This window comes from Glaciecola sp. 33A (genome assembly GCF_002836745.1).
Classification (GTDB): domain Bacteria; phylum Pseudomonadota; class Gammaproteobacteria; order Enterobacterales; family Alteromonadaceae; genus Glaciecola.
The window spans coordinates 76,366-92,524 of record NZ_PJAR01000038.1 but is presented as its reverse complement, the minus strand read 5'-3'; the positions used below and the strand labels follow the sequence as shown (position 1 = coordinate 92,524).

The following is a 16,159-nucleotide window of genomic DNA, read 5'->3' as shown; positions in this document are numbered from 1 at the left end:
CAAGTTAAAAATAATAACAATAATAACGAATCAGGCGGTAGAATTTGTGACTCGTGCCTTTTCCCAGAAATGGCTTATCTTAATCATGCTTGCAAGCATGCAGTTTCTGTCTCCGGCAACTGCAAGAGTCTTGACCAGCCTGAACTTTGAACACCTCTCTGCTCAAAACGGTTTTTCCCAAAGCAACGTAATCCAAACCATTGAAGATAAATATGGATTCATTTGGATCGTCAGCAGTGACGGTTTAAGTAAATATGATGGCTTTCAAAACCGATTATTCAGCGCAGATGGTTCAGTACCGGGTTCAATTCCAAGTAATTCAGTGAGCGGTATCGTTATAGACGACCAGCGTAATTTATGGATAGCAACGGACCAAGGCTTAAGTAAGTATCATTACGAAACAGACAGCTTCTCAACCATAACCACTGAAAATAGTATCATCAAGGCAAATGAGATTAGCGCCATTGCTAGTGCATCAGGAAAAGAAATCTATTTCACGGTCCAAAATTCGTTATACCGATTAAATGCTGAAAGCGAAAAAGTCACGCAAGTAATCAGTCAATCTCCCTTCCCCACAAGTATTATGTACATTAAAGACGAAAATTCGAGAATATGGATGAGCTCTGCGTATTCTGGTATTTACATTTTTGATAAAATTTCGGGTCAGTTATTTGATTTAACGCTTGAAAACCCGTGGAATTTCACACTCCCTAACGTAAAAATAAATAAAATTGAAGTGGTCGGAAACAAGTATTGGATTGCGACAAATAAAGGCTTGATAACACTCGACTCAAGTACCAATAAACAAAATAATCTATCGCAAGCGCTAAATCCAGAATTACCATCTAATGTCATTAATGCCCTTAATTTTGACGGTGAAAGCCTATGGATTGGCACTAATAGAGGTTTAGCTATTGCTGACAAAGATTCAAATATTCAAACGGTTATCAACCATAACAATGCATTCTCAAGTGGCTTACGAGATAGCAATATAAGCAATATCTTTATTTCAAGAATGGGGACGGCTTGGATAGGCACTGCGAGCGCAGGACTGCACAATTATCATCCAGCTTCTAGCCCTTTAAAACTATATAAACCCGTTGAAGGCGATAGCAAAAGTTTATCAGGTAGACAAATCATCGGCTTTGCAAACGACATCAAGCAGGACATTTGGGTGGCAACTCGCCTTGATGGGCTAAACAAGTTCAACCAAAAACAAGGTTATTACATACAGATTCCGCTGAATATTACAGCAATGGTTAATGACATCAAAATTGATGCTAGTAATAAAGTGTGGTTAGCAACCAGTGAAGGTATATACAGTTACAGAATCGAAGGTGATAGTGTAGCGTTTGAAAACCAAATTCATGCAACCAAGTCTTTTGAAGCTATTGAAATATTTAATAATAGGTTGTGGATTTGGCATCAAGACAAAGGCTTGTCGAACATTGATCCGAAAACTTATGAAGAGACCTTTGTCAGTCTGCCCAGTGATATTTCGGTTGCCATGCCTGTGTTTACAGATGATAGAAGCAAAGTTTGGTTACAAACCAATGTTGGTGTCCTGATTAGTGACCGCGGCAGTAACCAATTTAGTCGGCCTTCTGGCCTTGAGGAATTTGGCCAGTTAAATATAATCCAAGTTTATAGCCACCAAGATGCCTATTGGGTAATTACTGAGAACAAGGGTATTTTTAAACTCGATAAAGTGAGTTTAACCTTGTTGAAGCAGTTTAGTGGCTTGAATGACAATGCTACTTCTGATATTCGCTCTGCAATTGGGCTTGAAAATAGTATTTGGTATGGCAGCAGGCAAGGCATCTACACACTGGACTTTGACTCTTCGAACATTGTTAAAAGACGTTCAAAAAGTGCATTAAATTTCAATGAATTAGGTCGTGGAGCAATTATTGCGACAGCAGATGGCAACCTACTGATAGGTGGTTCAATCGGTATTCATTACTTAAAAACCAAACAACAGAACGTCAACAAATACGACAAACCAGTTGAACCACAGTTTATAAGCTTCTCTGCACCCAATAAAAGTCTTGAGCAGGAAACGCCACAGTTACCTGCATTTATGATGCACCGATTCGACATGGCTCACTCTGAAAGTCGCATTAATATTGAGTTTGGTGTTATTAACAGTATTAACTCAAATGCAACTGAATACCGCTATATCCTTGAAGGCTTGGATAAAGATTGGACCTATACAACAACCAACCGTTTGGCTTCGTATAGCTACCTATCCTTTGGTGACTATATATTTAAAGTACAAGCACGTATCAACGGTGGTGAGTGGTCACAGCAAAATGAACTGATTATTGCAGTAGAAAAGCCTTTTTGGCTAAATACACGTGCGCTGATATTTTACGCTTTCTTCATTATTTTCTTAGTCATTTACCAAGCAAACAAAATGAAGTCTCGAAAAAATCGTGACCAAACTTTAACTGAAGATGTTGAACGTTTAACGCTTACCCTGTCTTCAAGTGGCGATGAATTATGGGATTGGGATATTTTTAGCGGACAGATTTATCGGGCGAACACCTGGAATACCATTGATTTCCCGCAAGACAGCATGCGCAGTCATACTACCTATGAAAACAATGTTCATGAAAATGATGTTGAACGTTTAAAGCAGTCTCTGGATGACCATTTAGACGGCAAAACCCAGTTCTTCGAGCTCGCCTACAGAGTAAAAACGTTTGCTGGCGATTGGGTCTGGGTATTGGATCGAGGCAAGGTTGTAAAGCGCGATGCACATAACAAAGCGCAACGCATGACAGGTACCCTAAAAAACATCAATCATTTGAAGCAAGCAGAAGAGCAACTTAATTTGTTTAAGAGCAGCTTTGAAAACATTACAGAAGGTGTTTTCATTGCCGACCAAGAGTTTAAGTTCATGTCGGTCAATAGTGCCTACTGTAACTTTACTGGTGATACGGTTGAAAAAGCGCTGGCCAGTAAATTATCCTTCAGTCAGTACCCTGAAGCTTTTACCGAAGAAGTCAAAAAGACACTTAGACACAAAGGCAGTTGGTCTGGTGAAGTGGACGCTGTGCGCACAAATGGCGAAAAATATCAGATAGAAATGACGATTGATGCGATCCGCAATGAAGACAATCATATTAGTCATTATGTTGGTGTGTTCTCCGATATCAGTTCACGTAAAAAAACAGAAAAAGAATTATTGAAGCTAGCGAACACAGATCCATTAACGAACTTACCAAACCGTTCATTTTTCCAAGCCAGTCATGAAAACTTAGTACGCCGCGAAACACCCCACGCACTTATTTGCCTCGATATGGATAACTTCAAACGCATTAATGACTCTCTTGGGCATCAAACCGGTGACTTATTAATAAAACAGATTGCTCGTCGTTTACAAAAAATAACCACTTCTAGTTCAACTACTTACCGCCTAGGTGGTGATGAGTTCAGTATGTTGGTTGAAGCAACGGCAACCGTGCATCGTATCTCGCATATTGCGCAAGACATACTGGATACACTTTCGCGTCCATTTTATATCGCCAAACAAGAGTTTGTGTTAGGTGTCAGCATCGGCATTGCAACCTATCCTGAAGATGGTACTAGCCACCAAGAATTGCTTAAAAATGCAGATACGGCAATGTATTTTGCTAAAAATAATGGCGGTAGTAATTATCAATTTTTCAGTGGTGAAATGAATAAAAACGCGGTTCGCCAATTGCAAATTGAAAACTTAATTCGGTTTGGTATAAAAGAAGACTTGTTCAGTGTTTTTTATCAACCCAAGGTCGATATTGCTTCGGGTCGTATGGTAAGTATGGAAGCGTTGGTCCGATTTGAACACCCACAAAAAGGCATTGTCAGCCCCGGTCAATTTATTCCGTTAGCCGAGCAGACAGGGCAAATATTGGAAATTGGTGAGCAGGTGTTACGAAAGGCTTGTATGGATACCAAGCGTTGGGTTGATGCCGGATTATTTACCGGCCGCGTTGCGGTTAACATTTCAGCCAAACAGTTTGAATTACCAGATCTTGACGATCGAATCGAACGCATCTTAAAGCAAGTCGGCTTGAGTCCACTGCATTTAGAATGTGAGATCACTGAAGGCACGTTGATGGAAAACCCAGAACAAGCCCTTAAGATGATGCAGCGCTTGCGTGAGCGTGGCATTCACTTAGCTTTGGATGACTTTGGCACAGGCTATTCATCACTGGCGTATCTGAAAAAATTCCCTATTCATACGCTGAAAATAGACAAAGCTTTTATTGATGATATTGCGACCAGCTCAGTTGACAAACACATGACCGAATCGATCATCAAGATTGCACACAACCTCGGCTTGAAGGTGGTTGCAGAAGGTGTCGAGCACGAAAATCAATTAGAGATACTGAAACGCTACGACTGCGAAATGCTGCAAGGTTACTTGTTTAGCAAGCCTGTAAGTGCCGCCAAATTTGAGCAATTATTGGTGGAAGGCAGAAACATGAAGCATATGTTGGAATCAAGAAAGCCAAGTCCAATACGTCCAGCCGTTAGAATAGCCAAGAGCTAACTTACTCTGCACAGTAATTTAAGGACGTAAGTAGCAGCTATCAAAACCGGTTGTTTTGCGCATCTGTACGGCTTTAGAAATAACAAACATGGGCAACAACATTGGCCCCATTATCATCCCGCCTACTAACCAGCGTTTTTTACCCATCGCATTTTTAACCGCTTCAATATAATAGTAAATACTACTAATGAGGAAGCTTATTACTATCATTGAGGCCATCAACATGATATCGCTCCAGTGAATTGACCAATGACTGTCATGGTCACAATTTGCATATATACTGACCCTTGACCTAGGTTTAACGACTGCCCAAACGAAACTAAAGTATAGCAAACTGCTGAATAAATAAGCTGTGAATTTACTATATGATATAAAAAACCGAGAAAAACGGAAGTAATCCCCAAACGTAGACACACATTCGGGGTTTTTATGTATACATCAAGATATCCACAAGCTTAATAAAAAGTCTTGCCTTCTTTATGCATTGTTAACAATATCTCAGCTGGCTGGTACTTGTCGGTGTAAGTTTCAGTATAATGTTGTAGGCGACTGACCACATGTGCAAGACCTAAGGTGTCCATATAACGGAAAGGTCCACCTAAAAATGGTGGAAAACCAATACCAAAAATAGCCCCTATATCGCCATCACGAGGATTTCTAATTACCTCTTCTTGCAAGCACAGTGCCGCTTCATTTAGCATCATCAGTACACAACGTTCCACAACTGTGTCGTCTGAGTATTTTTTCTCTGGCTTAACTCCAAGTAACTTATACACTGAATCATCAATATATTTACCTGGCTTTTTGGCTTTATAGTCGTAAAAACCCGATTTGTTCTTCTTACCCTTGCGATCATTTTCTAATAACTTATTAAAAGCTTCAGGGGCATTAAAACGCTCACCAAATTGACTTTTTAAAATCGGGATAATCTTAGTACCCACATCAATACCTACTTCATCGAGCAGTTTGAATGCGCCTACTGGGAAACCAAACTTAGTCAGCGCTCTGTCAATTGAATCGAGTGGTTGCCCTTCTACTGCCATAAAACCGGCTTCACTCATGTAAGGAGCCAGAATTCTATTAACGTAAAAGCCAGCTCCGTCTTTTACCACGATAGGTGTCTTACCTTGACGCTTAGCAAATTCAACCGTGGTTGAAATGGTTTGGTCCGATGTAAGCGCATGTGGAATAACCTCAACCAATGGCATTTTATCTACAGGTGAAAAATAATGTAAACCGATTACGTTTTCTGGGCGTTTCGCTTGGGCAGCAATTTCAGCAATGGGTATAGACGATGTATTAGACGCAAAGACAGTGTTTTCATTACAGTGCTGTTCAATATCCGCGACCATCTTTTGCTTTAATTTAACATCCTCGAACACCGCTTCAATCACCATGTCGTTCTGTTTGTAACCACTATAATCGACACAGCCACTCAATAAAGAAAGCTGCTTTTGCATCTCTGTTTTTAACATGAAACGCTTTTTCACTTTCTTATTCAAAATGTCATAGCTGTAGCGTATGGCACCGGCAATCCCATCGGTGGTTATGTCTTTGATACGCGCAGGCACTTTTGCTTTTGTAACTGTGACAAAGGCAATCCCGCCGCCCATCAATCCACCACCCAACACGCCAATTTTTTTCACTTTAATTGGCGCAACATCTGCAACACCCGATTCTTTTTTCATGTCCGTTGTTGCAAAGAAAATTTCACGTAATTGTTTTGATTCTGGCGTCATCACTAACTGGCCAAACAAACGGGCTTCTGCTGCATAGCCTTTTCGTGGCTCATTTGTGCCCGCCTCAATACAATCGATAATGTACATCGGCGCAGGATAATTCCCCAATGTCTTCGCTAAGGTTTGTTGACGTGCTTTTTTGAACAATATATTGCGTCCAAACGAGGTATTCTCAAGCACTTTTGTCGTCATGTCTTTTTTCAACACACGTTTAGTTATTTTCTTGTTTGCCATTTCTATAGCAACATCAAGTAGCACAGATTGCGGCACCATATCATCAACAATGCCATATTTTTTTGCTTGCGCAGCGCGCACAGGCGCGCCAGTCAGCATCATCTTCATTGCTTGTTGAATGCCAATAAGGGCGGGTAATCTCTGTGTTCCACCACTACCTGGTAACAAACCAAGCTGAACTTCAGGTAAACCCAATTGTGTTTTGGGGCTATCAGAACAAACTCTATAATGACAAGCTAATGCTAACTCCAAGCCGCCACCTAGAGCTGGACCATGAATAGCCGCGACAAATGTCTTTTGCATAGCTTGAATGCGATCGAATAGTTTCTGACCTGAGATGGACAGCTCTTGAGCTTCATCCGCATCACTGCAAGCCGCAAGCATGGTTACGTCAGCACCAGCAACAAACGAATCTTTTTTGCCACTTGCAACAACAACGCCAAGTATTGCAGTGTCATTTTCAATTTCATCAAGTATTGCGCTAACTTCATCACCAAAGTCGGCCTTAAGAGTATTCATGCTGTCGCCTGGCACATCCATGGTTAATATGGCAATACCGTCGTCTCTTTTGGTTAAGGTAAATGCACCCATTATTCTGTCTCCACTATCATTGCCGCGCCTAAGCCACCTGCTGCACATGCAGTCAATAGACCGGTTCCACCGCCTCGACGGTTAAGTTCATTCAACATTTGCGTAATCATTCTTGTACCAGTTGCCGCAAAAGGATGTCCATAGGCTAACGAGCTACCCATGACATTAAATTTTTGCATATCAATGTCGCCAATTGCTTTGTCTCTGCCCAATTTCTCTTGCGCAAATTTATCACTCCCAAACATTTTTATGTTTGACAATGTTTGCGCTGCAAACGCTTCATGCATTTCAATTAAGGTTAAGTCGTTGAGTGTCATGCCTGCACGCGCTAGGGCGATTGGTGACGCATACGATGGGCCCATTAGCATGTCATCCCATACATCAATAGCGGCAAATGCATAGCTCTTCAAATAACCAATAGGTTTATAACCGAGTGCTTTGGCTTTGCTCTCAGTCATCATAATAATTGCTGAAGCGCCGTCAGTAAGAGGAGTTGCATTAGCCGCCGTTACCGTACCGTGTTTTTTATCAAACACGGGGCGAAGCTTTGCGTAACTTTCTAGTTTTGAATCGAAACGAACGTTGTTATCTCGTGATACCCCTTTTTTATAAGGTTCAGGATAGGCCGTCATCACTTCGCTATCTAAATTACCCGCTTCCCAATTTTGCGCCGCTAGGGTATGCGAACGGTGCGCTAACTCGTCTTGGTCCGCGCGACTGATAGCATGTTTTTTAGCCATTTGCTCAGCTGTTTGTCCCATCGACAAAGCAGTTGAATATTCAGCAACCGCTGGCGGCACGGGCAATAAATCTCTTAAACCTAGTTTTTTCAGGACCGCCAGTTTTTGACCCAGCGTTTTGGTTTTTTGTAAATCGGTAAGCGCACATGCTAATTTTTTAGAGACACCAATTGGAGATACTGACGTTGAGTCAGCACCACCCGCAATACCTACATCAATATTACCAACAATCATGGATTCAGCAATATTCACCGTAGACTGGAAACTGGTAGCGCACGCTCGCGACACACTATATGCGTCAGTTCGCACATCCATGCCTGTTCCAAGAACAATCTCGCGGGCAATATTGGGCGCTTCCGGCATTTGCACAACTTGTCCGTACACCACTTGTTGAATAATCGCAGGGTCAAGATCGTGCTTTAGCATCAACTCATTGACCACCATTTTACCTAAGTCAACAGCAGGGACGCCGTGAAAGTCGGTTGCCATCTTGGCAAATGGAGTGCGCAGTCCAGCAACTATCGCAATTCGATCGCCCTGCTGGGTTTTTAAAACTTGTTTCTGTGACATAGATTATCCTGTGGCTATAAATGAGTTATTGCAAAAAACAGCATGGCAATACCTTCTGGTCAGACCTCTAACTAATATTGTGACGGAATAAACAGTAAAATTCAAATTTTACACGTGTGTATTACAAGCATTAGCACTATAAACATCATTAGAGCACGCCCGTATTTGTGAAGCTAAGCAATAAAATACAGAACCAATCATAAATTTACGAGTCGTAAAGTTGAAATTTCGAGATAGATCCACATATAAGACTATCAGAGTTTTTTGTGTTTACTCTACGTTTACGGCAAACAAACCAAAAAACACAGAAAAATATAACGGAAATAGCGTAATAAAGGCTAAAAATAACCATGGCAGTAGAAGAGTTCAAGCAATTACAAGCCCACTTAAACGCACAAGTTATTGGGCAACCCTCTCTCACTTTAAGTATCCTCATTGCGTTACTAGCAGACGGTCACTTACTTGTTGAAGGCCCACCAGGACTTGCAAAAACGAGAGCAGTCAATTCATTGTCTGACGGTATAGAGGCTGACTTCCACAGAGTGCAATTCACACCCGATTTGTTGCCTGCTGATTTGACCGGCACCGACATATATCGCCCTGAAACTGGCGAATTCATATTTCAAAAAGGCCCACTATTTCATAATTTAGTGTTAGCTGACGAAATAAACCGTGCGCCAGCGAAGGTTCAATCAGCCTTACTTGAAGCGATGGCAGAGCGCCAAATTACCGTTGGAAACACAACCTACAAGCTGTCTGAGTTGTTCTTGGTTATGGCAACACAAAACCCATTGGAACAAGAAGGCACATATCCCCTCCCCGAAGCACAACTCGATCGCTTTTTAATGCATGTTGAAATTGACTATCCAGACGCTGAAACTGAATTAGAAATTTTACGCCTTACTCGCAGCGAAGCCATAAAAACGGACTTGCCTATTGTTAAAAGGCTAACTCAAGATGACATAGCCAAGGCCAGAGCAGAAATAATGAATATCCACCTTGCGCCGGCTCTAGAAAACTACATCGTGCAATTGATTATGGCCACTAGGCGCCCTGAAAACTATGACGCGGAGCTCGCACAATGGATTGAATTTGGTGGCAGTCCGCGCGCCACTATAGCATTAGAGCGTTGTGCTCGTTCGCATGCCTGGCTCAATGGTCGTGATTTTGTTGGACCAGATGATGTACAAGCAGTATTACACAACGTGCTCCGCCATCGCATTATATTGAGCTATCAAGCACAAGCGGAAGGAGTTAATGCAAATGCTGTACTCGATAAAATCGTTGAACTTGTTCCTGTTGCATGATTGTAATTGGATCATTTTGGTTAAAAACACTCTGCATAAATTGAGAATGATTGATGTCACTCATGTTTAACAATGGCTCGAATAACAGCAGTCTAGCGACGGCAGAAAACATTCAGCTATGGTTGGCAAAATATAAAACCAATGGCGTTGATATCAGCCTGCCTGAACTATTATGCTACCGCTCCTTATCTCATTTACTTAACTTACGTCCGAGTAGAGATATAGCGGGCGCGCTGTCTGGTGAAGATCGCTCCAAAATCAAAGGCCGAGGTATGGAATTTGATGAGGTGAGACATTATCAGCCCGGCGATGATATACGCAGTATAGATTGGCGAGTAACTGCACGCACGGGTAAAACCCACACTAAAGTGTTTCGTGAGGAACGTGAAAGGCCGGTGTTCGTGTTTACTGACTTCACTCAATCAATGTACTTTGGCACCGCTTATTTATGTAAGTCAGTGCAAGCAGCGCATTTAGCCGCACTGATTACTTGGAATGCGATTCAACGCGGTGACAAGGTCGGCGGTTTGATTTTTAATAATACTCAAGACATTGAATTAAAACCTAAAGCCCAAGCAAAGAACGCATTAGCATTGATGCAAGCCTTAGTTAATATTCATGAGCCTCGATTTGAAGCGGTGCAAATAGACGCGCAAAGTATCTTTTTAAAAGCAACTCAACGCTTGCAACATTTAGCCAAGCCAGGGGCTTTAGTCTATCTAATTAGCGATTTTAATGGATTAAACGATGCTTCAATGGCAGTTATTAGTAATATCGCTCGCCACTGTGAAGTAAAGGCTATTTTAGTTAACGACCCAATGGAAATTGCACTGCCCAATTCCGCTTTTCAGCAAACTCTCAACATTACTAATGGCACCGAGCGCCAGCAGGTCAATTTAGGTGAAGCGGCGACTAACCAAAAGTATCAGTCACAACAAGCAACACACTTTGAGAGTATCAAACAGTCATTTGCTCGATATGCAATCGCATTGAGAACGGTATCATCGGCCTACCCTATGGAACAGCAACTAAATCAGCGCGATATGGGAGAGCTTTTATGAGTTCTTTTATAAGTGCTTTTATAAGTGCTTTTATAAATAGCTCAGCAAGCACCAACAGCCCTGCCGACGTGTCGCTGGACTCTGCCTTGCAAGGCCTTGCTGACATTAGCCTTGGCCAAACACCTTCGATTTGGCCACTGGCCTGGGGATGGTGGGTTTTAATCTTGCTGATAATATTCGCAATAGTCGGTATTTATTGGATTGTTGCTCGACATATATCCAAGCATAAATTTAAACGCAGTGCTTTAAAGGCAGTTTTAAACATATCAAGCAGGGAGCCCCAAGCATTGTCGACACTACATGCTGTTTTACGCAGCTCAATTATCCATTATTTTCCATCGGAAAGTATCAATAGTGTGCAGGGCCAAGCATGGCATGAATTATTGCAATCGAAAGCAAAACCACATAAAGAAGTGGGTCAACAATGCCTTACACAACTTACTCAGCTTGAAGCTAGTTTGTACGCAAAAATACCCAGTATCAATGTGGACGATGCTAAACAAGCCGTCTATCTGTGGATAAAACACTGTTTACCGCCCTCTACAGCAGAATTAATAAAGCCAGAAACGGTCGAGACTGACAACAAAGGAGTTCAGCATGTTTGAATTCGCTTGGGTTTGGGTGCTATTAATACTGCCGCTCCCACTGCTGATTTATTTTATGTTTCCAAGCAAAGCAAAGAGTGAAAGCGCTGCGTTGCTGGTACCGAATTACTTAAAAGTACACAGCCATTCGACCAAGAGTTTAAAAAAATCCACACCTCGACTATTTTTAGCTACGTTAATATGGTGTTGTTTAGTGCTTGCTGCCGCAAGGCCACAATGGCTGGGAGAACCCGTCTCTATTCCAAATGAAGGACGTGATCTGATGATTGCGGTAGATCTTTCAGGCTCAATGAAACAAGATGATATGCGCATAAATGGACGCGCAGTAAACCGTCTTGTCATGACTAAATATGTACTAAGAGAATTTATTAAACGCCGTGTTGGTGATCGCTTAGGATTAATTTTGTTTGCTGATACCGCATATCTGCAAGCACCACTCACTTTTGATAGGGATACTGTCAAAACGCTGCTTGATGAATCAGTCTTGGGCTTAGTCGGTGATCGTACCGCTATTGGTGATGCTATCGGTCTTGCTGTCAAACGTTTTGACGACAAAGAAGAGTCTAATCGTGTCCTAATACTCTTAACTGATGGCAGAAACACCGCTGGTAATATCACGCCTGAGCAAGCCAATGAATTAGCGATTGATAAGGGTGTTACTATTTATACCATTGGCTTGGGTGCCGAAGAACAAGAGATTTCCAGTGTCTTTGGTCGTCGCACAATTAATCCATCACAAGACCTCGACGAGCGCCTTCTTATAGAAGTTGCCAGGTCAACGGGTGGCCAATACTTTCGAGCGCGCGATACGCAAGAATTAGAAGCAATATATCAAACCCTCGACCGACTTGAGCCTGTTGCAGGTGAAGGACAAAAACTTCGTCCTCTTACTGCTTTATTCTATTTACCTTTAGGTATCGCAGTTATGATAAGTGCATTATATGCGTTGTTTTATCTTCTCAAACAAGTTTTTTCAAACTTGCAAAAATCTAATCTGCCTAGCACTCAAAGTAACATTAGTAGCGCACCGAGAGGCCACAAATGACTGACTTTCAAGCATTTCACTTTATTCGTCCAGAATGGCTGATAGCAATCATTCCTTTACTTATTATGGCTCTATTGCTAACTAAAATCTCGAATAAGCAAAGTGGCTGGCAAGGTATTGTGTCGAGTCATTTATATCAGTACCTGGTTGTCGCTAAAGATAAAAAGTCATACAAACCGCCGTTCTATTTAGTTGGTTTGGCATGGCTGTTAGCCTGTATTGCTATGGCGGGTCCGACTTGGCAAAAATTACCGCAGCCTGTTTACCAAGTATCCACGGGGAAAGTAGTGATTTTAGATATGTCGATGTCGATGCGTGCCACCGATATACTGCCTGATAGACTTACACGAGCAAAATTTAAAACCATAGATTTACTGAATAGTTTGGAAGATGGTGAAGTAGGATTGGTGGTTTACGCTGGCGATGCATTTACCATAAGTCCGCTGACCTCTGATGTCACCAATATAACAACGCTTATTCCCAGTTTGCGACCTGAAATAATGCCGATACCCGGCAGCGATCCTTTGTTTGCGATGCAACAAGCCGAAAAATTACTCGCATCAGCAGGATACAAAAAAGGTGAAATTTACTGGATAAGCGATGGTATTGAATTTGACGATATCGAGGAGCTTCAAGGCCATATTGAAAAGTCGCCATATCGCTACTCAGTGCTAGGAGTGGGCACCCAAAAAGGAGCCCCTATTATGATGCTTGATGGCAGTTTTATGAAAGACGTTAGAGGAAATATTGTACTTCCCACCCTCAACAGTAACTACTTTTCGCAAGTACTCGGTAATACAAATGGACGCTACACACCTATTCAAAATGACGACAGTGATATAAAAAATATGCAATTTAGATCGCTAACCATAGAACAAGACCAAGTAAGTGGTGACGTTATTGGACAAGGAGACCAATGGCAGGATATGGGCGTTGTCTTTGTACTCATGATTCTTCCTTTCGCAGCCTATGCCTTTAGGCGGGGTATTTTGGTGGTACTACTAAGTACAATCTTATTTTTGCCAACCGAGCCCTCTTATGCAAACGACAAAGCAGCAATAGAGAATACGCCTAAGGCCAATGAGTGGATGGGCAACATTTTTAAGAATGCCGATCAACAAGGCCTTGAAGCGTTTAAAAAACAAGAGTTTGATAAAGCGAGCAGCACATTTACAGACCAAATGTGGAAAGGCGTTGCACATTATAAAAACAAAGATTACGAAGCAGCATTGAACGCATTCACGTCAGTACCTGGCCCTGAGTCAGCATATAACCAAGGTAATGTACTGGCGCGCTTAGGGCAACTAGAACAAGCGATAGAAAAGTATGACGAAGCTTTGAAAGAACGCCCTAGTCATACAAATGCCATGGCAAATAGAAAGGTGGTTGAGGATTTATTACAGCAACAGCAACAAGAACAAGAACAAGAAAACCAAGATGGTCAGCAACAAGACGGAGAAGATCAAAAATCAGGTGAGTCTGAAAACAGCGACCAACCATCCGGTGAACAGAGCAAGAGCGATCAGCAATCAGACGATCAACAATCAAGTGATCAGCAATCAGACGATCAACAATCAAGTGACAAGCAACAAGAGTCCGAACAAGACGCCAAGCAAAACCAAGATGGATCCAAAGGCAATGAGGGTAAAGAAGAACAGAATGAGTCTGAGCAACAAAATGCTGAATCTGAATCTGAAGAGGCGCAGGGTAAAGCGGGTGAAAATATCGAGCCAAAAAGTAATTTACGACAGCAAAAACCGATGGAAGAGATGACATCCCAAGAAAAGGAGCAAATGCAACGTATGCAAATGCTCATGAACAAGGTACCTGATGACCCAGCGTTTCTGTTACAACGAAAAATGCTATTAGAATCACAAAAAAGGCGAAGTGAGAGGTTCTCAAAGCCGAATAAGAAGGATTGGTAGTAATGAAACACAACTCCGTTTGGTATTTTTTCTTAGTGTCAATTGTATGCTCTGCAGCTCTGTTAGCGTCGAATACAGCAATGGCAACAATCACTGATTTACGTGTATCTGTGGATAAAAATCCCATCATGATTGACGAGGCCTTGCAGTTAATTATTAGTGCTGAGGGCGAAATTACATCTCGTCAAATTGATTTATCCGCATTAGAAAACGACTTTCGTTTGTCGAACACTTCAATTAGCCAGTCAACGCGTTCTATTAACTTCAATACAACAAAAACCACCACTTGGGTAACTCAATTATTTCCAAAAGAGATTGGGACATTTTCTATCCCCGTATTTGAAATGGACGGACAGAAAAGCAAAGCATTCGATATTATTGTAACGCCTGTCGGCAATGGACAAGGCGCAACTGCGCGGGATTTTTATGTCACTGCAAATGTCGATATGGACACTGTTTATTTACAACAACAAATAAAATACACAACCAAACTGCTAATGGCGAAAGATATTCAACGCGGCTCTTTGCAGGCGCCTGAGTTAGAAAATGCAATTATCAAACAAATAGGTGAAGATAAGGAATACGAAGACTTTCAAAATGGCGTTCGCTATCGGGTTATCGAACGTACCTATGCTATTATCCCCCAGAAAAGTGGTTCTTTTTCTATCTCAGGTACCGTATTTAATGGTGAGGCCGTTACCGACTCTCGCCAATCATTTGGCTTTATTAGCCGCACCAAACCGATTAATAGGGTCTCTCCCACCATCGATTTAACCGTACTGCCTATTCCCGATAACTACCAAGATCACTGGTTACCTAGCGAATTTGTAAAATTGGATGAGGAGTGGCAACAAGACCCAACGCGCATTATATTGGGCCAGCCTATTACCCGTACCATTACCTTAACTGCGGCGGGGTTAGTTGAAGAGCAACTACCGGAAATTGCAGGGATATATCCACCTGACTTCAAAACTTATCCCGACCAAGCAAGCACCGCAACGGTAGACAAAGGCTCGGTGTTGTTTGCACAAAAGATCCAAAGTGAAGCTATTATTCCAAATCGAGTCGGTAAATTTGTGCTTGGCGAGGTGGTTGTCCCTTGGTTTAATGTGGTCACAAGAAAAACAGAATACGCGAAGCTTCCCGCACGCTCTGTAGAAGTATTGCCGCCTAGTAAAGACATTGTCTCAAACATTCAACCTATTTCAGCGATGGGTCAGAAACCACCAATAACAGCAATTGACCAATTATCGGCTTCAAGTCAATTGGGCACTAGCAACGCAGCCGATGAATTTAGTTTTGATTGGCTACACGTCAGCCTATTTGCTCTTTGGCTTGTCAGTTTGAGCATATTCGGTTTTATGCTTATCGCAAGCAGACGCAACGATGATAGACAACAAGTAAACCCATCCGATAGCATGGTAAGCGAAGCTGAATTATGGAAAAGATTGCAAAAAGTGATTGCTTTGCATAATGTAAAAGAGACCAATCAGACATTGACAAAGTGGCTTGAGGAATTGACCGAGAAGCCTATTCAGTCTATTAATCAATGTTTTGTAGCTATGAACGCAACCGAATGCGTCACACAGTATAATAATATGATGCAAAGCACATATGGCTCTGCTCAAGCGACATGGAGCCATGAGGAGTTAATTTCAGCACTGACATCGTTCAGACAGCCGATTATTAAGCGAAAACAACAAACGCATGATGCATTTAGTTTGTACCCCAAAACATAACAGGTCTGAAGCCAAATACTTGATCCACTATTAGCGTGTTGATGAAGTGGCGAAGACTTAGCT

Annotated in this window: 10 protein-coding genes; 7 read left to right on the top strand and 3 right to left on the bottom strand. The window is 41.9% G+C overall.

Annotation, left to right across the window (positions count from 1 at the left end):
* The first annotated feature begins 85 nt into the window (after window positions 1-85).
* Window positions 86-4,540, top strand: coding sequence for an EAL domain-containing protein (locus tag CXF81_RS09250; protein ID WP_369828674.1), 4,455 nt, complete (start codon window positions 86-88; stop codon window positions 4,538-4,540).
* An 18-nt stretch (window positions 4,541-4,558) separates the two neighbouring features.
* On the opposite strand, the gene CXF81_RS09245 is transcribed toward CXF81_RS09250, so the two are convergent.
* From CXF81_RS09245 to fadI, 3 genes are all read right to left on the bottom strand, one after another.
* Window positions 4,559-4,765 (bottom strand): hypothetical protein, encoded by a 207-nt coding sequence (locus CXF81_RS09245; RefSeq protein WP_101181083.1) that lies wholly within the window; start codon window positions 4,763-4,765, stop codon window positions 4,559-4,561.
* 230 nt (window positions 4,766-4,995) lie between these two features.
* Window positions 4,996-7,104, bottom strand: coding sequence for a fatty acid oxidation complex subunit alpha FadJ (gene fadJ / locus CXF81_RS09240; RefSeq protein WP_101181082.1), 2,109 nt, complete (start codon window positions 7,102-7,104; stop codon window positions 4,996-4,998).
* Entirely contained in the window at window positions 7,104-8,414 is a 1,311-nt protein-coding gene (gene fadI, locus CXF81_RS09235) for an acetyl-CoA C-acyltransferase FadI (protein WP_101181081.1), read from the bottom strand. The genes fadJ and fadI overlap by 1 nt, the downstream gene beginning before the upstream one ends.
* 350 nt (window positions 8,415-8,764) lie before the next feature.
* Here fadI and CXF81_RS09230 point away from each other — a divergent pair, with 350 nt between their 5' ends.
* Genes CXF81_RS09230 through CXF81_RS09205 form a run of 6 tightly spaced genes read left to right on the top strand, consistent with a single transcriptional unit; the run spans window position 8,765 to window position 16,096 of the window.
* Window positions 8,765-9,721, top strand: coding sequence for a MoxR family ATPase (locus CXF81_RS09230; protein WP_101181080.1), 957 nt, complete (start codon window positions 8,765-8,767; stop codon window positions 9,719-9,721).
* Between the two features lie 53 nt (window positions 9,722-9,774).
* Window positions 9,775-10,782, top strand: coding sequence for a DUF58 domain-containing protein (locus tag CXF81_RS09225; protein ID WP_232771863.1), 1,008 nt, complete (start codon window positions 9,775-9,777; stop codon window positions 10,780-10,782).
* On the top strand, window positions 10,779-11,387 hold the full coding sequence (locus CXF81_RS09220) for a DUF4381 domain-containing protein (RefSeq protein ID WP_101181079.1): 609 nt from the start codon (window positions 10,779-10,781) through the stop codon (window positions 11,385-11,387). The genes CXF81_RS09225 and CXF81_RS09220 overlap by 4 nt, the downstream gene beginning before the upstream one ends.
* Window positions 11,380-12,432: a VWA domain-containing protein gene (locus CXF81_RS09215; RefSeq protein ID WP_101181078.1), complete on the top strand. Its 1,053-nt coding sequence runs from the start codon at window positions 11,380-11,382 to the stop codon at window positions 12,430-12,432. Before CXF81_RS09220 ends, CXF81_RS09215 begins: the two co-directional genes overlap by 8 nt.
* Window positions 12,429-14,357, top strand: a complete 1,929-nt coding sequence (locus tag CXF81_RS09210; RefSeq protein WP_101181077.1) for a VWA domain-containing protein — start codon at window positions 12,429-12,431, stop codon at window positions 14,355-14,357. Before CXF81_RS09215 ends, CXF81_RS09210 begins: the two co-directional genes overlap by 4 nt.
* Before the next feature lie 2 nt (window positions 14,358-14,359).
* Complete coding sequence (locus tag CXF81_RS09205; protein ID WP_101181076.1) at window positions 14,360-16,096, top strand: BatD family protein; 1,737 nt, start codon at window positions 14,360-14,362, stop codon at window positions 16,094-16,096.
* Window positions 16,097-16,159 lie beyond the last annotated feature (63 nt).

What these genes read in the sequence shown, in the direction of transcription:
- CXF81_RS09250 (WP_369828674.1), top strand. Translation starts at nt 86, where the DNA reads ATGCTTGCAAGCATGCAGTTTCTGTCTCCGGCAACTGCAAGAGTCTTG.
- CXF81_RS09245 (WP_101181083.1), bottom strand. Translation starts at nt 4,765, where the DNA reads ATGTTGATGGCCTCAATGATAGTAATAAGCTTCCTCATTAGTAGTATT.
- fadJ (WP_101181082.1), bottom strand. Translation starts at nt 7,104, where the DNA reads ATGGGTGCATTTACCTTAACCAAAAGAGACGACGGTATTGCCATATTA.
- fadI (WP_101181081.1), bottom strand. Translation starts at nt 8,414, where the DNA reads ATGTCACAGAAACAAGTTTTAAAAACCCAGCAGGGCGATCGAATTGCG.
- CXF81_RS09230 (WP_101181080.1), top strand. Translation starts at nt 8,765, where the DNA reads ATGGCAGTAGAAGAGTTCAAGCAATTACAAGCCCACTTAAACGCACAA.
- CXF81_RS09225 (WP_232771863.1), top strand. Translation starts at nt 9,775, where the DNA reads ATGTCACTCATGTTTAACAATGGCTCGAATAACAGCAGTCTAGCGACG.
- CXF81_RS09220 (WP_101181079.1), top strand. Translation starts at nt 10,779, where the DNA reads ATGAGTTCTTTTATAAGTGCTTTTATAAGTGCTTTTATAAATAGCTCA.
- CXF81_RS09215 (WP_101181078.1), top strand. Translation starts at nt 11,380, where the DNA reads ATGTTTGAATTCGCTTGGGTTTGGGTGCTATTAATACTGCCGCTCCCA.
- CXF81_RS09210 (WP_101181077.1), top strand. Translation starts at nt 12,429, where the DNA reads ATGACTGACTTTCAAGCATTTCACTTTATTCGTCCAGAATGGCTGATA.
- CXF81_RS09205 (WP_101181076.1), top strand. Translation starts at nt 14,360, where the DNA reads ATGAAACACAACTCCGTTTGGTATTTTTTCTTAGTGTCAATTGTATGC.